At 60.8% G+C, this 17,405-nt stretch carries 18 protein-coding genes and 2 pseudogenes; 11 read left to right on the top strand and 9 right to left on the bottom strand.

The features are described from left to right. Nucleotides 1-15 precede the first annotated feature (15 nt). From virB10 to ACR65W_RS05615, 10 genes and pseudogenes are all read left to right on the top strand, one after another. On the top strand, nt 16-1,173 hold the full coding sequence (virB10, locus tag ACR65W_RS05660; protein WP_434498118.1) for a type IV secretion system protein VirB10: 1,158 nt from the start codon (nt 16-18) through the stop codon (nt 1,171-1,173). Next, complete coding sequence (virB11, locus tag ACR65W_RS05655; protein WP_434498119.1) at nt 1,170-2,243, top strand: P-type DNA transfer ATPase VirB11; 1,074 nt, start codon at nt 1,170-1,172, stop codon at nt 2,241-2,243. Before virB10 ends, virB11 begins: the two co-directional genes overlap by 4 nt. Next, nucleotides 2,209-4,236: a type IV secretory system conjugative DNA transfer family protein gene (locus ACR65W_RS05650; protein ID WP_434498120.1), complete on the top strand. Its 2,028-nt coding sequence runs from the start codon at nt 2,209-2,211 to the stop codon at nt 4,234-4,236. The genes virB11 and ACR65W_RS05650 overlap by 35 nt, the downstream gene beginning before the upstream one ends. Beyond that, nucleotides 4,229-5,059, top strand: a complete 831-nt coding sequence (locus ACR65W_RS05645; RefSeq protein WP_434498121.1) for an LPD7 domain-containing protein — start codon at nt 4,229-4,231, stop codon at nt 5,057-5,059. Before ACR65W_RS05650 ends, ACR65W_RS05645 begins: the two co-directional genes overlap by 8 nt. 67 nt (nt 5,060-5,126) lie before the next feature. Next, nucleotides 5,127-5,489, top strand: coding sequence for a DUF2384 domain-containing protein (locus ACR65W_RS05640; RefSeq protein WP_434498122.1), 363 nt, complete (start codon nt 5,127-5,129; stop codon nt 5,487-5,489). Next, the gene (locus ACR65W_RS05635; RefSeq protein ID WP_434498123.1) at nt 5,486-6,016 is read left to right on the top strand and encodes an RES family NAD+ phosphorylase; all 531 of its coding nucleotides are present in this window, start codon (nt 5,486-5,488) and stop codon (nt 6,014-6,016) included. Before ACR65W_RS05640 ends, ACR65W_RS05635 begins: the two co-directional genes overlap by 4 nt. Before the next feature lie 15 nt (nt 6,017-6,031). Continuing rightward, nucleotides 6,032-6,205, top strand: a pseudogene (locus ACR65W_RS05630) (type II toxin-antitoxin system RelE/ParE family toxin); the annotation flags it as partial. A 2-nt stretch (nt 6,206-6,207) separates the two neighbouring features. Further along, nucleotides 6,208-6,504, top strand: a complete 297-nt coding sequence (locus tag ACR65W_RS05625) for an addiction module antidote protein (RefSeq protein WP_434498124.1) — start codon at nt 6,208-6,210, stop codon at nt 6,502-6,504. Nucleotides 6,505-6,743: 239 nt separating this feature from the next. After that, nucleotides 6,744-6,935, top strand: a pseudogene (locus ACR65W_RS05620) (DUF4172 domain-containing protein); the annotation flags it as partial. A 230-nt stretch (nt 6,936-7,165) separates the two neighbouring features. Next, a complete protein-coding gene (locus tag ACR65W_RS05615; RefSeq protein WP_434498125.1) occupies nt 7,166-7,672 on the top strand; it encodes a Fic family protein in 507 nt (168 codons plus the stop codon). A gap of 243 nt (nt 7,673-7,915) precedes the next feature. Here ACR65W_RS05615 and ACR65W_RS05610 read toward each other — a convergent pair whose 3' ends face one another. The 9 genes from ACR65W_RS05610 to ACR65W_RS05570 all read right to left on the bottom strand — a co-directional run bounded on the left by ACR65W_RS05610 (nt 7,916) and on the right by ACR65W_RS05570 (nt 15,969). Further along, complete coding sequence (locus ACR65W_RS05610) at nt 7,916-8,962, bottom strand: relaxase/mobilization nuclease domain-containing protein (RefSeq protein WP_434498126.1); 1,047 nt, start codon at nt 8,960-8,962, stop codon at nt 7,916-7,918. Continuing rightward, entirely contained in the window at nt 8,962-9,480 is a 519-nt protein-coding gene (locus ACR65W_RS05605) for a plasmid mobilization protein (protein ID WP_434498127.1), read from the bottom strand. The genes ACR65W_RS05610 and ACR65W_RS05605 overlap by 1 nt, the downstream gene beginning before the upstream one ends. Before the next feature lie 357 nt (nt 9,481-9,837). Beyond that, on the bottom strand, nt 9,838-10,851 hold the full coding sequence (locus ACR65W_RS05600; protein ID WP_434498128.1) for a ParB/RepB/Spo0J family partition protein: 1,014 nt from the start codon (nt 10,849-10,851) through the stop codon (nt 9,838-9,840). Continuing rightward, nucleotides 10,848-11,597: a ParA family protein gene (locus ACR65W_RS05595; protein ID WP_434498129.1), complete on the bottom strand. Its 750-nt coding sequence runs from the start codon at nt 11,595-11,597 to the stop codon at nt 10,848-10,850. The genes ACR65W_RS05600 and ACR65W_RS05595 overlap by 4 nt, the downstream gene beginning before the upstream one ends. 528 nt (nt 11,598-12,125) lie before the next feature. Continuing rightward, a complete protein-coding gene (locus ACR65W_RS05590) occupies nt 12,126-12,509 on the bottom strand; it encodes a single-stranded DNA-binding protein (protein WP_434498130.1) in 384 nt (127 codons plus the stop codon). Between the two features lie 884 nt (nt 12,510-13,393). After that, entirely contained in the window at nt 13,394-14,341 is a 948-nt protein-coding gene (locus ACR65W_RS05585) for a 2Fe-2S iron-sulfur cluster-binding protein (RefSeq protein ID WP_434498131.1), read from the bottom strand. A gap of 4 nt (nt 14,342-14,345) precedes the next feature. Further along, nucleotides 14,346-14,711 (bottom strand): group I truncated hemoglobin, encoded by a 366-nt coding sequence (locus ACR65W_RS05580; protein ID WP_124740550.1) that lies wholly within the window; start codon nt 14,709-14,711, stop codon nt 14,346-14,348. Between the two features lie 218 nt (nt 14,712-14,929). Next, on the bottom strand, nt 14,930-15,175 hold the full coding sequence (locus ACR65W_RS05575; RefSeq protein WP_196394656.1) for a hypothetical protein: 246 nt from the start codon (nt 15,173-15,175) through the stop codon (nt 14,930-14,932). 2 nt (nt 15,176-15,177) lie between these two features. Beyond that, a complete protein-coding gene (locus ACR65W_RS05570; RefSeq protein ID WP_434498132.1) occupies nt 15,178-15,969 on the bottom strand; it encodes an RNA polymerase sigma factor in 792 nt (263 codons plus the stop codon). A gap of 365 nt (nt 15,970-16,334) precedes the next feature. On the opposite strand from ACR65W_RS05570, the gene ACR65W_RS05565 reads away from it, so the two are divergent. Continuing rightward, a complete protein-coding gene (locus ACR65W_RS05565; RefSeq protein ID WP_434498133.1) occupies nt 16,335-17,255 on the top strand; it encodes a complex I NDUFA9 subunit family protein in 921 nt (306 codons plus the stop codon). The last annotated feature ends 150 nt before the right edge of the window (nt 17,256-17,405 follow it).

The following is a 17,405-nucleotide window of genomic DNA, read 5'->3' as shown; positions in this document are numbered from 1 at the left end:
TCAAGGACGAAAGCAATGAATGAAGATCCGGCAGCCGGCCCGCTCGATCAGGAACGTCGCATCACGCCGGTGTCGTCCGTTGGAGACGCGCCACTGCCATGGCGCAAGGGCTTGGGCGTCGTCGGCCTCGTCACGCTCTGCGGCCTCGTGCTGTGGGCGAGCTGGAGGCGCACGCCAACCGAGCCCGAGGCGCGACAGAAGCCGACGATTTCTGTGGCGAATGCGTTCGAACGTCCGCGCGACCCGCCCGTCGCTCGGCTGGAGCCGGTCGCGCTTCCGGCCGCAACCCCGGCAATCGCAGAGCGATCCAAGGCCGATGAACTCTTAGACAGCGCGCGACGCGCGCCTGTGCTCGTCTTCAATCGGCCGCCACAAGTCAAATCCGGCGCGCCGACGGGCCAGCCTCCCGGCGTGGACCTTGAGTCGACGGGGGCCATTTACGCGACCGGTTCCGGCGCTCCTGAAGCTCGCAACGAACCCGCGAGTAACCTCCTGCCAACCGCGCTCGAAGGCGTGCGAGCCGCGCGCCTCCCCAATCGTCATCTCAGGGTGACGCAGGGAACCGCCATCCCCTGCGTCTTGGAGACCGCCATGTCGTCGGACGTGGCCGGGTTCGTGTCCTGTGTTGTTGAACGTGACGTCATGTCCGACTCCGGCCAAGTCGTGTTGATGGAGAAGGGGACGCAAATCGTCGGCGAATACCGCAGCACTCTGCGACGCGGCTCGAAGCGCATGTTCGTCCTGTGGACTCGGGCGAAGACGCCAACCGGAGTGACTGTCGCGCTCTCCAGCCCGGCGACCGACGCTCTGGGGCGCTCCGGGTTCGACGGCGAGATCGACAATCATTTCTTCGAGCGCTTCGGCGGCGCTCTATTGCTGTCGATCGTCAACGACGCCGGACAAATCGCCGGCGCCCGGCTGTCGGAGGCGAATGTGCAAGTGAATTCGATCCAGAACTCCGGACAGAGCGCGGCAGTGATCGCTACCCAACAATCGATCAACATTCCGCCGACGCTCTATAAGAACCAAGGCGAATTCGTCTCGGTCTTCGTCGCCCGCGATCTCGACTTTTCCTCCGTCTATCGCCTGCGGCTCGTCGAAGGCCGCACGCAATTTCTCGACCGCACGATTTCCAGTGGAGTTCTCGGACCCCAGCGGATCACGAAACCATGAGCGGCGAGGAAGCGGCCATTGTCGACGAGCGCCTTGCGTTGGACCGACTGAATGGCGCCGAACCGTCGGCCGAGCGCCGCGTGCTGCTGCGGTTGCTCGAGCCGATCGCCGATCTCCTCGCCGATCCCGAACTGACCGAAATTGTCGTCAACCGACCGGGAGAAGTCTTCACAGAACGCCCTCGGGGTTGGACGCGCTATGAGCGCAAGGGACTTGGCTTTTCGCATTTGATGAATCTCGCGACCGCCGCCGCGGCCTTCACCCGCCAGGACATCGCCGTAGACCATCCGATCGTCTCGACCGTTCTGCCGATGGGCGAGCGCTGCCAGATTGTCATTCCGCCAGCCGTGCCTGCGGGCACGGTCAGCCTCACGATTCGCAAGGTTGCGGCGGCGACGATGACCCTCGACGAATTCGAACGCCGCTCGCTCTTTGCCGATGTTCGCCAAGCGAGTGACGGGCTTTCCGAGGACGACGAACAGCTCGTCCGTCTCAGAGATGCCTGCCATTGGCGCGCCTTCCTTGAACGCGCCGTCGCCAGCCGTCGTAATATTGTGATTTCCGGCGCAACAGGTTCGGGCAAGACGACGCTCGCCAAGGGCCTCGTCGCTCTGATCCCTGACGATGAGCGAATTCTAACGATCGAAGACACGGCGGAGCTCACCATTCCGCAGCTTAATCACGTCCGCCTGCTCTACGCCAAGGATGGCTCGGGCATCGCGAAGATCGGCCCGCGCGAACTGCTGGAATCGGCTTTGCGCATGCGCCCCGATCGCATCCTTCTGCAGGAGCTGCGCGACGGCACGGCCTTCTACTTTTTGCGAAATGTCAACTCAGGTCATCCGGGTTCGATCACCACGGTCCATGCCGATAGCGCGCGGCTCGCCTTTGAACAGCTGACCCTCCTTGTCAAGGAGAGCGCCGAGGGACGCGAACTCGCGCGCGAGGACATCAGGCGGCTCCTCCATCTCACCATCGACGTCGTCGTGCAGATGAATCGAAGCAATGGCCGCTACCGCATCACGGAAATCCATTATGACCCGGACGCCAAACGCCGCAATGCGTTCTAGACTGGCGCTCCAGGCCGGCCTTGCGTTGCTGGCCACGGCGGCCGTTCTCATCATTGCGTCAAATGTATTGCTGCTCGGCCTGAGCGCCCATGACGGCGGCCTGCATCTCTTCGATATTTTGACGCTCGCGCCGCATTTCGGGAGCGACAAGCGCCTCGACCGCTGGCTGACCATCAGTTTCCTCGCCGGCGCAATCGCGACCTTCGGCCTTCTCGGCGTGATCCTGCGCGCCCGGCCGCAGCCGCTGCATGGCGATGCGCGTTTCGCCACGGCGCGCGAGATCGAACAGGCCGGCTTGCGCGAAAAGCGCGGTCTGTTGCTGGCACAAACGGACGGCAAGCTCTTGACCTTTGGCGGCGCGGAGCATGTCATCGTCTACGCCCCGACGCGCTCCGGCAAAGGCGTCGGCGTCGTCATTCCCAATCTTCTCTCCTGGACCGACAGCGTCGTCGTCCTCGACATCAAGAAGGAGAATTTCGTCAAGACGGCTGGATTTCGCGCCGCGCATGGTCAGAAGGTTTGTCTCTTCGATCCCATAGATCCCGGGGGCCGCACGGCGCGCTATAATCCGCTCTCCGCCGTGCGCCGCGATCCGGCCGATCTTTACGACGATCTACAGAGAATCGCCGGCATGCTGTTTCCGCCCGATCCGCGCGGCGATCCGTTCTGGACGGAGGCCGCGCGATCGGCCTTCATCGCCATCGGCGGCTACATCGCCGAGACGCCGCAACTGCCCTTCACCATAGGCGAAATCCTGCGCCAGCTCACTGCGGTGGCCGATGTGAAGGCGCATTTCGAGAACGTCATGAAGGCGCGAGCGGCGAGCCCAGAGCGACTCTCGGCGCCCTGCGTCGCGGCGCTCAACGATTTTCTAGCCGCTTCGGAAAACACGCTGCAATCGGTGCGCAAAACCGTCACTGCGCGCCTCGGGCTTTGGCTCAATCCGCGCATCGACGCGGCGACCTCGGCGAGCGATTTCGATTTAAGCAAATTGCGCTCCGAGGCGATCTCGATCTATCTCGCGGTTACGCCCGACAATCTCGACCGGCTGGCGCCGCTCCTCAACCTCTTCTTCCAGCAAGTGGTCGATCTCAACGCTAGAGAGCTGCCCGAGCATAATCCCGCGCACTCGCGCCAGCTTTTGCTGCTTCTCGACGAATTCCCCTCTCTCGGCCATGTCGGCGTGCTGGCGAAAAGCGTCGCCTTCATCGCCGGCTACGGCATAAGACTCCTGACGATCTTGCAGAGCCCGTCGCAATTGCGAGCGATCTATGGCGCGGACGAAGCCAAGAATTTCTTGACCAACCACGCCGTCGAGATCGTCTTCACGCCAAAGGAGCACGATGTCGCCGTGGAGCTCTCGGAACGGTTCGGCACGCAGACTGTCGAGGCGAAGAGCCGCTCGCGGCCTTCGGGCTTTTCCAACCGCTCCCGCTCCGAAACCGTCTCGGATCACCGGCGTCCCCTACTGTTGCCGCAGGAACTGAAACTCGTTCCCAAGAGCAAGGCCTTCGTGCTCATGGCCGGCATGCGGCCGATCCTCGCCGACAAGCTCGTCTATCATGAAGATCGCCGTTTCATCGCGCGGCTGGCGTCCCCTCCCGTCATCGAACCGATGTCGGCGCCCACGCATGCGGCGCTCGCCACCCAGCTTTTGCAATTGAGGCAGGACGTCGCGGAATTGCGCGCCATCGTCATTCGTCGGCCGCTGACTGAGGAGGAGATCGACGATCCGGCCTCCATCCCCGCGGACGCGCTGACGAGCTTGTCCGACGTCCCGCTCGATTTGGAGAATATCTCGGAAGAAGCGCTCAGCGCCTGGGTGTCTGGCTATATCGACGGCGCGGCGCTCTATGACGAGCCTGTTGAAGCGGCCGAGGCGAGCGCGAATTCGGGAGCTTCTCAGCCAGATGAGGCTGAGGATGCGCAGGTCAAGGGCTCGTCCGGACGCGGCCAGCGGCGCAAACGAACGCGGGAGATGAGCCGTGGCTGAGAATAAAAAAGACGGGAGCCGCGCATTCGAGATGAAGCAAGCCGCGGGAGACGGCGGCGGCGAAGGATGGGCTGAGCGCGACGAGGATCAGCGCCGCAGTTCGAATTGGCGCGCCGCCACCGAATTCGATCCGCTACCCGAGCATCTGCGACGCAAATATTACGTCCTCGATGCCGGCGTCGAGAAAATCAAAATCTACGCGGACAGATCAGGCGAATATCTGGTGGCGAAGGCCGGGCGCGACCGCCTCGTCACCCAGGTCGCCAGCATCGAAATCGTTCGCGACCTCGTCGCCATCGCTGCGCATCGCGGCTGGGAAAGGATTGAACTGACGGGCTCGGCGGAATTCCGGCGCGAGGCCTGGCTCGCCGCATCTGCGCGCGGGATCGAGGCGAAGGGCTACAAGCCGACGGAGATCGATAGCGCGGCGCTCGCAAAAATGGGCGGCGGATTCGAACGCAGTGATAAGGCGCCCAGCTTCGCGCGGGACAGGGCGAATGCAGGATCACAGCGTATGCGGCGCTCGTCGTCGGAGCCAACGGGGCGTGATCGCGCGATTGGAAGCAACGACCGGAATGCGCGCTCTCACCTCGCCGTCATCGAGCGGGTGGCCCTCGCGGCCTTTCCGAAAGACGCGCAAGCGCGCAAGCGCGTTCACGACGCCGCGCGCGAGCGCATGGCGCACCATCGCCGTCGCGGGGCTCGCTTTGACCGAGCGGAAATAATCGAGGGAAAAGGCTCGCCATCGCGTGAACCAATGAGCAAGGCCGCCAAAAGGACTCGCGAGGCAGATCGCGCCGAGCAGCGCGGCAGGAATCGTTGACGGCCTTGAATTTGGGGCCTGATATATGCATATATCGCCTATCTCATGCACAAAGGACCGTTCTGGGATGCTCAGCGCCTTCCTTGACCAAGTGACTGACCGGCGCGGCGGCTTCATTTCGCCGCAGCGCGTGAGCGAGGCTCTGCATGTGCCGCTCGCCAAGATCGCCCGCTTGGCCAAGGTCCACCGCAACACCCTCGCCCAACATCCCGATTCGCCGGTGGTGCAAGAACGCCTCGGCGACATCGCCCGTATTATTACCACTGCAACCGAACTTCTCGGCGGCGAACAGGGCCGCGCGATCGTCTGGTTCAAACACCAACCATTGGCGGGTTTCGATGGACGAACCGCCGAGGAACTGGTCGCCACCGGCCACAGCGACGCCGTTCTCACTCATCTCGACCTCTTGCGCGAGGGCGCCTACGCGTGACGGCCAAGCGCGTGCGGACGATTCCGGTCGCTCGCCGCTATTGGCGAATGCTCCCGCCCAAATGGGCGCATGACCCCTTGAACGGCGCCGGAGAGGCATTGCGCGGCGGACGGTTCAATTCTCCCGGCATGCCGGCTCTCTATATGTCGGAAGAGTTTTCGACGGCGGTCGCCGAATATGAGCAGGATCTCGGCATCCGACCGGGAACCCTCTGCGCTTACGACGTACAAAGCGAGCGGATCGCCGACCTCGCCGACGCGCGAACCCTTCAGATATTGGGCATCGACACCGCGGCCTTGCGCGCGCCATGGAAACATATCGCCTTTGTCGAGAAGCGGGCGCCTCCGACATGGTCGATCGCTGAACGCTTGCTGAGAGAAAATGTCGATGGGATTCGCGTCCCCTCGGTTCAGGCCGCCGGTTTCAACCTGGTCCTGTGGCGCTGGAATATCGAAGCAACGACGAGAGTCGCGGCGCTCGATCCGCTTCGTGATCTCCCCGCGGATCAATCCTCGTGGACACCGTGACGGCTATGGCCCTCGCCTGTCGGCGAAGGCGTGAGCGAACTGCGGATACACTTTGGTCCGGGCTACAGGGTCTATCTCGTGCGTCGGGAAAAGGCGGTCGTGGTCTTGCTCTGCGGCAGAGACAAGGGAAGCCAGGATCGGGACATAGCGGAAGCGAAGTCGCTGGCCGCTGAGTCGAAGAATGAGTGACGATGGCTGCAAAAATATCGCCGCTCGACAGCGCGGAATATCTCGACAACCCTGAATCGGTCGAGGCCTATTTGGAGGATGCGCTGGAAAGCGACGATCCCGCGATCATCGCCCATGCGTTCGGCGTGATCGCTCGCGCAAAAGGCGTGTCACGAATTGCCCAAGACGCAGGCCTGTCGCGGGAGAGCCTTTACAAGGCACTCAGCGCCGACGGCAATCCTGAATTGGCGACCGTGTTGAAAGTCATCAAAGCGCTCGGCCTCAAGCTGACGCTGGCGCCAACTCATCATGCTGCGTAAGGCTGCGACCAACGGCGCGCTCGAAACACCGCGCTCCTTGGTCTCGTCGTCGATAGGCCTCCCCGAGGCTTTCTATCCGCGCTGCATGTTCGTCGTCGCCTGCGAACGCCGCTGGCGTTCCCGGCCCGCGTCGGAGCCTGCGATGCGTTTGCAAGCATTATCGCCGCATTTCATGCGGCGATAATGCTTGCAGTTTGCGGCGAATAGGCGTCATAATCACCGCATATGATGCGGTGAATATGACTTACATTCATGAACGCAAGGACGGGCCCGCCTTCAGCTGGAGCCTGGAACGCTTGGCGGACCGCCTCGCTTCCGTCCGCCATCGACAGGGACGGCTGATTGGACGCATGGAGGCGCTCGGCTTTCGGCTGCGCGCGGAAGCGGTCCTTCAAACTCTCACTGAAGAAGTCCTGAAATCCAGCGAGATCGAAGGCGAACTGCTCGACAAGGAACAGGTGCGCTCGTCCCTCGCGCGTCGTCTCGGCATGGACGTCGCTGGGCTTGTGCCGGCCGATCGCAACGTCGAAGGCGTCGTCGATATGATGCTCGACGCGACCCAGAATTATACGACGCCCCTGACCAATGAGCGGCTGTTCGCCTGGCATGCCGCGCTGTTTCCGACTGGCCGCAGCGGAATGCGCAAGATCACCGTGGGCGCATGGCGCACCAAAGCGTCTCGGGACCGATCGGGCGCGAGCATGTGCATTTCGAGGCGCCCGACGCAGAAAGGCTCGAGAAAGAGATGCGCGTCTTCCTCGATTGGTTCGAGGCCGACGTCGCAATCGACCCCGTCATCAAAGCTGGCATCGCGCATCTGTGGTTCGTCACCATCCATCCCTTCGAGGATGGCAACGGCCGAATCGCCCGCGCCGTCGCCGATCTCGCGCTCGAGCGTTCCGAGGAAAATCCGCAGCGCTTCTACAGCATGTCCGCGCAAATCCGCTTAGAACGGAACGCCTATTACGACATGCTGCAGGCGACACAGAAAGGTGACCTCGACATTACCGCCTGGCTCGAATGGTTCCTTAAGTGCTTGGACCGGACCGAGCCTTCGACGCGGCGAAGACAATCCTGGCTACCGTCTTGCGAAAAGCACGCTTCTGGGACGCCCAAGCCGGAGAGCGGCTCAATGACCGTCAACGCGCCATCATCAATCGGCTGCTGAATGGATTCGAGGGCAAGCTCACATCCTCGAAATGGGCGAAGCTCGCCAAATGCTCACAAGATACCGCGCTCCGCGATATTGACGACCTGCTGCGGCGCGACATCCTGGTCAAGGACGCCGCGGGCGGCCGCAGCACGAGCTACTCGCTACGCGAGCCCTGACCCGTCGACGGGAACGACCGTCTTTCCAATGTCGCCGCCCCTCACGATTCCAAACGAAAGCGCAGGAGGAAACTCTGCCTGATCAGCGATCGTCATCGGCGCCGCCTCTCTCCTTGCCCCTCGAAGGCGATCGGGCGCCGCGACGCGCGAGGCTATCCATAAGCTCCCTTCTCAATTGATCGCGCTTCGTTTCAGGCGCCCTCATTTCAGAGACGAACCGCCGCAGCTGTTTTGCAAGCTCGTGGTCGCCAGGATCGCGGGATTGATCGAGCTCCTCCGCCTGCTTCCCGTATGTTTCGCGAATCGCCGCCTGCCGGTCGCGTGTTTTCCTCTCCCAGGGACGCTGCGAGCTCTTGCCTGCACGCGCTTCCCGGATTATTTCCTCGCGCGCCAGCCGTTCCACCCGCGGCTGCTCGCTGCGCTCCCTGATCACGCGAATGACCCCGTGCTCGGCTTTCTTGACCTTGCCGCGAGCGCGGCGCGGCGTCGCCTCCGCCTCGACACCGCGCAATCGCAATTCGCCGGCGAAATGCTCGCGCCATGTCGCGAGATCGGCCTTGCGAGGATTGAGTCGCCTCCCGTCGTAGCCGAGAGAGCGCACGGTAAGGTGGACGTGCGGATGTTCGTCGTCGAGATGTTGCACGAAGACATAATCATGCTGGCCGCCGAAGGTTTCGATCGCGAAGGCGCGGACCGCTTCCTTCACGGCGATCGGGTCGGTTCCAGGCGGCATCGATAGGATGATGTTATGAGACAAAGGCCCGTCCCGACGTCGACTGCTATCTAGTTCCGCGTCATCGGTCCAGTGCCCCTGAATATCGCGTAAGCCCTGCCGGCCGTCCATCACCGCGCCGGTTTCCGTTTCGGCCGTCAACTCGCCGTTGCGGGTGATGTATTCGAGATGCGATTTCAAATGGCCGACGGTCTTGGTCTTGCCGGTGATCTTGACCATCACCTCCGGCGCCTTTTTCACGATCCGCTGTAACTTGGCCCGCATGGCGGGTGTGAGCTTCTTGGGATCGACGGGATCGGGAATATCGCACTTGGCGCGCTTCGGCTTTCGTACGGGAGTTTGCCAGACATAGGAGATCGGCGGCAGCTCGAGGTCGCGATCTCCTCCATGCCTCATCAACGGCCTTCCCAATAATCGGCGTTCCGCTTCAGCGCCGCGCGCAGCTCAACGAGCGCGCTCTCGATGCACGCCGAGGCCTCCCGAATTGCGTCGACCTCGATTTTCACCGCGCGTCCGATCAGCCGATCGAGATTGGCGGCATGGGCGATTTGATTGATGTTGCCGCCGATGCGATTAAGTTCGCGCGCCACCGCCCGCAGCGCCTGGCGTTCGTCATGCGTCTGTTGCACCGAGAAGCCGATCCGCGCCCGCACCAGCGATGCGATCCATTGCGTGCGGTTCATTCCGCGCTGCGCGGCGATGGTCGCCAGAAGACGCAGCTCGCTTTCGCTCAGTCTGATGGTCACCTTGCGCGACGCGCTTGTCGGCATCGTCGCACGCACCGGTGCTCTTCCGTCGCCGACCGCGCGCTCGACGAGGCGCCGCATCAAGGCGGATTTGCCCCCTTCATTCGCCGCCATCGCCGTGAATTTTTTAGCGAGCGCGTCGTCGATATGACATCCCAGAAACGCCATGCGTTAGCTTGGTCCTCTCAGAGGGCGTTGTGTTTAAAAACGGCTGGCGGCAAGCCTATCCTGCACTCGCCCTCGAAAAATACGTTGCGCTCAACTTTCATGTTTCAGCGCTCGATTCCGATTGCTTATCCCAGCCTTGCGGCGAACTCTTCGTCTGACCCCCATGATTCTCGGCGGCATAAGATTGAGACGATGGCAGCAGTCCCCTTCCCTTTTCCGCGTGCCTTTCCCACACCCTCCGGCCTCGCTACGGCGCTATTTGATGAGCGCGTTCGGCCTCCGGGCGCTCCGCTTCGCTTCGTCCCTTCGGGATGGAAAGGCCGCTACATGGCGCGCGGCCCTATCGCCTGCTTGCCCTCACGTGCTGGAGAGGCCCGTCTTCAGCCCAACGAGCTTCAATGCGGCGAGAGGCAAGTCCTCGACTGTGAAGTCGTCGTCGAAGCAGACCAAACCGTGCGCTTCGCCCTTGCTCGATCCGCGATCCAAAATCAGCTGCCCGGAACGCCGGCCATGCTCAACGCGCAGCATCATGGCCAATCCTTCGGACGACACGTAGCTTCGAGCGGGTCGCCTTGACCGTGATGCACCGTCATGAGCGTTTCGGGACGGATCGAGCCGAACGAGCTCGCCGCTTTCATTGTCCCCATGCGAAACGGCGGCGCCATTCGTCGCTTCACTCAGCGACGAATTATCCATTCGCGACGGCCGAGCGCTCAGGCCTTGACTAAATGCGATCACTTGTACGCGGGTGAAGGAGTCATGTTCCGCGCAAAACGCCTCGACGGCCTGCGGAGACCTTTTCCACATCTGATGCAATTCATAAACGGCGCGGATCGGCGAGGTCGTCAACCGCTCCCGCAGCACGGGCGCCATTTGCGCGACCGACGCATACATGGCGATATAGCTCTTGTCCTTGCCAAGCCGTAGCGCAATATCTTTCTGCTTCTCACCAGCCGCAAGGCGAAAGGCAATGAATCCCGCGATATCCGCGGCTGAAAGATCGTCACGCTGGATATTCTCGATCATCTGGTCATAAGGGTCGCTGACTTCTTCCGAATGAATGAACGCCGCGATCGTCGCGCGGCCAGCGAGTTGTGCCGCTCGAAAACGCCGCGCCCCGAAGACGATCCGGTGCATTCCCTTGGGACCCGCTGGAGTAACGCCGATCGGCTGAAGAACGCCGCGTTCCCGGATTGAGGCCGCGAGCTCCTCCAGCGTATTGGCGTCGAAAGCACGCCGCGGCTGGTCCGGGTCCTCCTCGATCGACGAAAGCGGAATTTCCAGAGGCTTGCCACTCGAGGCGGGGGCTTCGAGGCCCTCGAGTTCGTCCAGCAGCAGCGCGACATCGTCGAGTTTGCGGGCGTAGCTCATGCCGTCTCCATCCTGATTGCGAGCTTGTCGAACACGGCGCGCATCTCGCGGCCGGCCTCGCGAGCCGCGGTCTTCGATAGTCTCCAAACGGGCTTCTTCTCCGCCAACGCCTCTCCAATTGACGAGCGTTGCGGGATTACGCCGTCGAACAGGTATTTCGTGCCAAATCTCTGGATGAGGCTCTTTAAATTCTCCCGCTGGCGCGGCGAGGTCGTCTGCAAGCGGTTCGGGATCAGTCCGAGAAACTCGAGGTCGGAATTGTATTTCTGCTTCACGCCGAGGATGTGCTTCAGCAGCGTTTCAATGCCGTCGATGGCGTAGTCGTCGAGATCGATCGGCGCCAACACAAACTGCCCGACGATTAGCGCCGCGAGATTACGTACGCCGAAGGTCGGCGGCGTGTCGATGACCGCAATGTCATAGGCGCGCGACGCATCTTTAATATTGGATCGGAATTGTTCGATTAGCTTGCTGTCTACGGCGACGATGCCGCGCAAGGCGGCGCTGCCGCCCAGGACCCGAATGCCAGCGCTCGCCATCGGTGGAATGGCGACCGGACGCACAAAGAGCGCAGCGGCGTCGATCCCAACAGCGTGCGCCGCAAGCGTCGTTGTGCCATTGCTCTGAGGATCGAGGTCGAGGAAGAGAACGCGTTTGCCGCGCTCTGCAAAATACCAAGCGAGATGCACGGCGATCGTGCTCTTGCCGACACCACCCTTCTCATTGTTCACGACGAGCGCCTTCATGAGGCCGCTCGGTCGTCACGACGATCACGATTGCCGGCCCTCATTGCAAGTCCTGTGGTTCTGTTGGTTCGAATCGCTACGATGCTGGAGTTTTTGCCCGGCAACCCAGGGAGAACCACTGCGAAAATTCACAGGGGTAAAAGAGGGAAGCCGCCATATGCGCCCACCGGGGCGTTTGTAATCGTTGCGCTGAGCAACCGGCGCCAAAAAAGTTTGTCCAGGACAAACTCTAGCCGTCAAGCGGCGTTCCTTGCCCCAGGCAAACTCACCCCGCCTCTCAGAGAGATCTGGAGATTAAGATTTGGCGTCCAAAAGGTTTGCTCCTGGCAAATTCGGACCACCTAACGGCGGGGAGCAATGAAAGTTTGTCCTGGGCAAACTGGTTGAAGAGATTTTGTCGCGCTCTCAGGAACGCCAAAGGCAACGCCTAGCCTAGATAGTTTGTCCGGGACAAACTCGGCGACCTCCATGCGAGATGCGAGCCCGACCAGGGACGGCGGCGTGCGCCGCCCCGATCGGTTCGCGTCACTAGCGCTTCGCGGTCTTCTTCTGCGCCTCAGACGCCGCGCCACCTTCATCATTATCGGACTTGTCCATCTTGGCGGAAGCGAGGATTGAGAAGTCGTCGCAATTGAGGTCGACAGTATAGACCCTCTCCCCGTCCTTCTCGAAGCTTCCCTGCTTCAGCGTCCCGCGCGCCACCACGAGATCGCCAGGCTTCGCATAGTCGCGGACATATTTGCGGGCACTCTCGCTCCAGATCGTGATTTCGTTCCAATATGGCTTGTCCTTGGTCTCGCCGTTGCGGCCCTTGAAGGCGTAGTTGGCGCAGATCGAAACGCGCGTCGTCTGCCCGACTTCGCGAACCTTGCCGATGCGGCCGAGGATCTGGAATTCTGCGAAAGTCTTCATTTTGCTCTCCATCGTTGGGGCGGCGGCCCCGGTTGCGATGGCTGTCCGTGATGACCGCAAAGGCGACGTCCGAACCGAAGCGCCGGAACGGCGCAAGGCCGAAGCAAAGCGAAGGACCCGAAGACCGCGGCAATTTTGTCTCGCGAGGAATTGGCGCGGCTCGCGCAAAGGGGAAAATTGTCGCGGCCGCAGGGTTTTAGGCGACGACTGCGGCCATAGGACGAAACGCCATGCAACCGGTGGCGGGCGCAGGTAATGGAGAGCAAAGAATCCCTCAGCGAATCCCGATCACGGAAAATCCGGCCTCCCGGAGCTCGGCGGACTCTGGCCATCGATCTGGTGGGAGGTGACCACACGAAGTCCGTTCCTGAGGCGGATGATGATATCGGCGGCGAAAGATGCCGCGATCCCGCGGCGCACGAAAACCGTCCACTCAGAACGGCGACGATCTGACTAATGACCGTGAAGCGACAATTTTTTCGCTCACGCGGTCGGCCCCAAGAGCGATAGCCGGTCAAGCAGCGCCCGAAGCAGGCATGGCAGCCGCAAAACGCGAACACGCGGCCTTCCCAAGCACCAGGATGCGCTCAGATCACGCCAGCTTGGCGGCTATCGTGGGCGTTGGTTTTTTTATAGGTCGCCCAATCGATGTAAGCGGGATCAGTCCATCACGACGACCGCGATACATGCACAGGTCGTGGCGCCTTCCTCTTCGATGCGCCTTCGCAGCCGGGCGCTCGCATCCGCGTCCGTCCATACACGAAGGCGCCCGATTAGGCCGATGGCGGCACGGATCGAATATCCACTCCTGCTAACCTGCGCGCGGCGTCACGGATACATCAATCCTGAAGCTGCTGCTTCGCCCCATACCGATCCGCCAAACGTTAGCCCGACGGCGTGAACGCATCCGATCGGATGTTTTTCATGCTGACTCCGCGCATGAAGAAATCACGCTTCAACCGTTTCACCAGATTTTCGCCGCCACACAGAAAAATTGCGCTGTCCTTGACGTCTTGCTCGGCGTGCAGGGCTGTCGCCGCAACGTCTCCTCCAGCCGAAGCATTTGGATCAAGCAGGCATGGTCGGTAGTCGACATGCGCCCACGTCCGGCTCAGTGCCTTCAGCTCTTCATCAAGATAGAGACCATCACGGCTGCGTGCGCCGTGGTAAAGACGGATTGGACCGAGATGACCCCGCTTCAGAGCATCTCGCAACACGCCATAGAGTGGCGCGAGACCCGTCCCGGCGCCGATCAGCAGCAGGCGCTGCTCCTCGTGAACACCTTCGTAAAAGCATGTCCCGGACGGACCCGCGACATGCAAGCGGTCGCCCGGCTTGAATTCTCCAAGCCGTCGGCTCATTCGGCCATTTTCATGCAGTCGGATATGCATCTCGAGAAATGGATCGTCCTCGGGATGGCTCGCGAGCGAGTAATGACGTCTTAAATCGCCATCCGCGACAAGTTCGAGGAACTGACCTGGCCGATACGCAAAATCATCTGCATCGACACGCAGTCGGATCACATCCGGCGCGAGCGGCTCAATCGCGCGAATGACTGCATCCCGACGCGCTCCGACGTCGTCCGGCCGCGCAATCGTCAGCGGCGACGTCGGCAAACAGACACAGGGCAGAAAAAAACCGAGCGCCTTCTGACCCTTTGTCAATCCAACTTGAGACTCTGGCGGAGGAACGCCTTCGACCGCGCGATGCAGACAAGTCTGACAATTGCCGGACCGGCACGACGAAGGCGCGTCGATGCCGGCGCGCTCCAGCGCTTCAAGCACTGTTTCACCTGACCTGAGTTCGACCGAACGATCCTCGAACTTCAGCATCGGATCAACGGTTCAATACGTCATCACGAACGGAATTTGCAATCGCTGCGACTTCCTTAACCTCTTTTTCCGGCACGCCAAGGTCACGGAGCGTGTAGTTCAGATTTTCGATTACCGCGTCGACATGGGAATCATTGAGGCCCTTCGCAACGAGACGCTTGTGCGCATTGCGCATGTCGGCTCCCGTGTAATTATTTGGACCCCCAAACGCCATGGTCAGGAATGATTTCTGTTTGGCGATTTGCTGATCGATGTCGACGCCATCAAAAAACTGCGCGATGCGACCGTCCGCGAGAACCTTGCGATAAAAAAGCTCAACTGCGGCATTAACGGCGTTCTCGCCCCCGAGGCGCTCATAGAGATTTGACATGCCTTGCGTTCTCCCTGTTGCCGACCTTAGCGAGCCAACTTTTTCGGCTCGGACGTCACTTAGACGCCGTGGCGCGGAGAATCTTACCTCGACAGGCGAGATTTTTTCGCTCGGAGAAATGCCTCCCGCAGGAAATTCAAATCATATAAGAAAAGCGTGACGAAATTCGTTCTGTCGCCGCTGACTCGATCGATAAACCCCGCGACGATCGCGCCCGCTCACCCGCGATCCGCCACCTTTTCGGCGCGCACAAGCGCCAGCAATCCGAGATACACCTCTTCGCATTCGGGACATTGATGCATGTGGTGACGAACCTCGGGGAGGGTGGCGGCGGCGTCCAAGCCGGAGGCTTCCAACTCGGCGTAGCGCGGTAGACTATCGAAATAATCCGTACACGACATCTCCTCCCCGCTTTTGGCGGCGAAGATCGTATCGAGCAGGCGGGCAAATTCCTTTTGTTTCATTCCTAGCTTCCGGACTCAACCGTATTTGAGACGCTCTGAGACGGGAAAATCTTACCATCATCGCTGAGATAAGTTTTGCGCTGGGGCGAGTCGAACGTAGCTATGATATCCTGATGCGTAACGCCTTCGGAAATTAGCGCGGCCTTGAGGCGTTTTCGTGCATCATGAATAAGCTTGTATATGCTATTGCGATTGCCGCCGAGCCACTCGGCGACAAGATCAAGCGGCATGCCCTGAAAAGCGTGAGCGACAAGCGCTTTTCGCTGGAGTGGCGTCAAAGAACTCTCGATAAGGCGGACCAACAAAGCCCACGCTTGTCGCCGTTCCAGACTACGCTCGGGTTCTGGAGCATCAGTCGGCCAGACCGGCATATCTTCGCCAAGACGCGCACGATTCACTGCCGCCTTCTGCCAGCGCCGCCGTCGAAGCTCACCAAGAGTGACGCGAACAGCGATCGAATAGGCCCATGTCGTAAATTTGCTCTCGCCACGAAATTGTTCGAGTTTCGACTGGATGAGGATAATGGCCTCTTGGGCGCAGTCCTCCGCCGTTTGATGCAAATCTTGGCCGAGCGATGAACCTCCGGGCGTTTCATTTCGCGAGAGAAATTTGATGATCGCTCCGAGCACGAGCTCACGCAGCTCAGCCAGCGCAACGGCCTGACTCTGATCGCCTGCCCGTAGGGCCAATAACCACTCGGAGTTTGATCGTTGTCTCATTTCGCGGTACGGGTCACAGACGGAAAACGGCTTGCACGCTAAGGTTAGCATCAACATCGAAGCGACGCTATCCATCGGGCCTCCGATGTTTGGAGGGCCCTCTCCGATCGGAAAAGATTTGGATCGGTGCGAGACGATTTGGATCGGTGCGAGACAAAGTGCACAACGACATCGCGGGTATAGACAGTGCGTAGCTTACGCCAGGAGACGAGCGCACCGCGCGCTTTCTAGAGCACGCGCAGCCCTCTAAGCACCAGTATGTAAGGCGAACTACTCTCTGCGCGCCGGACGTAAACTCCCCAGCTTCAGAGGCGCCTCTGCGGGCTTGTGCAGGCTTGCAGATGCCGATCCAAGCAAGGCGCATGCAGTTGGCGCGCGATGCCGTCCACCTTATCTATACGCACTTGGGCTGCTCCGACGTAAGCAGGCGAATTTGAGCCATGGCGACCATGCACGAGCGCTCCATTGTCGTGTTCGGCGGAACCGGGTTTCTCGGTCGCCGTGTCGTTTGGCGCCTCCGTAAGGCCGGGTTTTTTGTTCGGATTGCGTCGAGGCATCCGGATCGGGCTCATAGGCTGTTTGGTTTTGATGACCCGCAACTTCGCTCGGTCGAGGCCAACATTCACGATGAGCAGTCAATCGCCGATGCGCTTGCTGGCGCTTACGGCGTTGTGAATGCGGTAAGCCTATACGTCGAGCATGGCCGCGAGACTTTTCATTCCGTGCACGTTGAGGCTGCTCAACGATTAGCAGATCAAGCGCGTCGAGCCCAAGTTGAGCAGCTCGCGCACGTCTCAGGAATCGGCTCCGATGCCGGCTCACCATCACTTTACATCCGCAAGCGTGGCGAAGGCGAATTGGCGGTTCGCGCCTCGTTCGCAGATACAATTCTCATTCGCCCGGCGGTGATGTTCGGACCTGACGATTCATTTCTCACCTCCATCCTCAAACTCCTCGGCCGGCTTCCAATCTATCCGATGTTCGGGCGCGGTCGCACGAGACTGCAGCCCGCGTATGTGGAAGATGTGGCGGAAGCAATCGCAAGGGCGCTGGATCGGAAGGACGTGAACGCGATCACCTTCGAGTTTGGCGGACCTCGCGTCTACTCTTATGAAGAATTGCTCAGGGTCATTGCCCACGAAGCCAGCCTTAAGCCTATGTTCGTTCCTGTCCCATTTGCCGTTTGGCGCACGCTGGCGTGGTTCGCGGAAATGCTCCCGAGTCCGCCCATCACTCGCAATCAAGTAGAGCTGATGCAGGTCGACACTGTGTGGTCGCCAGAGATGCCAGGATTTGAAGATCTCGGAATTTCGCCGCACTCGGTTGAGGAAATACTCCAGGAGATATTACGGGATCAGTGATCAAGGAGGTTCTTCGGCAGATCCGCCTTCGAAAATGGTCGCCGGCATCGCGCGCCATCTTGGCGGAAGGAGAAGTTCTGGACGTCTTGATCCAGACGAAGAAGCGGAATAAGGCGTCGGCCAGACCGGACGGAGCCCCGAGGCGGATGG

Source organism: Methylocystis sp., assembly GCF_051062815.1.
Lineage (GTDB): Bacteria > Pseudomonadota > Alphaproteobacteria > Rhizobiales > Beijerinckiaceae > Methylocystis.
This window is presented reverse-complemented; position numbering and strand designations above follow the sequence as displayed.

Bases quoted from the DNA above. Each gene is read 5' to 3' on its own strand.
- ACR65W_RS05640 (WP_434498122.1), top strand. From the start codon at position 5,127: ATGCTCAGCGCCTTCCTTGACCAAGTGACTGACCGGCGCGGCGGCTTC.
- ACR65W_RS05585 (WP_434498131.1), bottom strand. From the start codon at position 14,341: ATGCTGAAGTTCGAGGATCGTTCGGTCGAACTCAGGTCAGGTGAAACA.
- ACR65W_RS05590 (WP_434498130.1), bottom strand. From the start codon at position 12,509: ATGAAGACTTTCGCAGAATTCCAGATCCTCGGCCGCATCGGCAAGGTT.
- ACR65W_RS05570 (WP_434498132.1), bottom strand. From the start codon at position 15,969: ATGGATAGCGTCGCTTCGATGTTGATGCTAACCTTAGCGTGCAAGCCG.
- ACR65W_RS05565 (WP_434498133.1), top strand. From the start codon at position 16,335: ATGGCGACCATGCACGAGCGCTCCATTGTCGTGTTCGGCGGAACCGGG.
- ACR65W_RS05580 (WP_124740550.1), bottom strand. From the start codon at position 14,711: ATGTCAAATCTCTATGAGCGCCTCGGGGGCGAGAACGCCGTTAATGCC.
- virB11 (WP_434498119.1), top strand. From the start codon at position 1,170: ATGAGCGGCGAGGAAGCGGCCATTGTCGACGAGCGCCTTGCGTTGGAC.
- ACR65W_RS05575 (WP_196394656.1), bottom strand. From the start codon at position 15,175: ATGAAACAAAAGGAATTTGCCCGCCTGCTCGATACGATCTTCGCCGCC.
- ACR65W_RS05595 (WP_434498129.1), bottom strand. From the start codon at position 11,597: ATGAAGGCGCTCGTCGTGAACAATGAGAAGGGTGGTGTCGGCAAGAGC.
- ACR65W_RS05625 (WP_434498124.1), top strand. From the start codon at position 6,208: ATGGCTGCAAAAATATCGCCGCTCGACAGCGCGGAATATCTCGACAAC.
- virB10 (WP_434498118.1), top strand. From the start codon at position 16: ATGAATGAAGATCCGGCAGCCGGCCCGCTCGATCAGGAACGTCGCATC.
- ACR65W_RS05610 (WP_434498126.1), bottom strand. From the start codon at position 8,962: ATGAGGCATGGAGGAGATCGCGACCTCGAGCTGCCGCCGATCTCCTAT.
- ACR65W_RS05605 (WP_434498127.1), bottom strand. From the start codon at position 9,480: ATGGCGTTTCTGGGATGTCATATCGACGACGCGCTCGCTAAAAAATTC.
- ACR65W_RS05615 (WP_434498125.1), top strand. From the start codon at position 7,166: ATGGCGCACCAAAGCGTCTCGGGACCGATCGGGCGCGAGCATGTGCAT.
- ACR65W_RS05650 (WP_434498120.1), top strand. From the start codon at position 2,209: ATGACCCGGACGCCAAACGCCGCAATGCGTTCTAGACTGGCGCTCCAG.
- ACR65W_RS05600 (WP_434498128.1), bottom strand. From the start codon at position 10,851: ATGAGCTACGCCCGCAAACTCGACGATGTCGCGCTGCTGCTGGACGAA.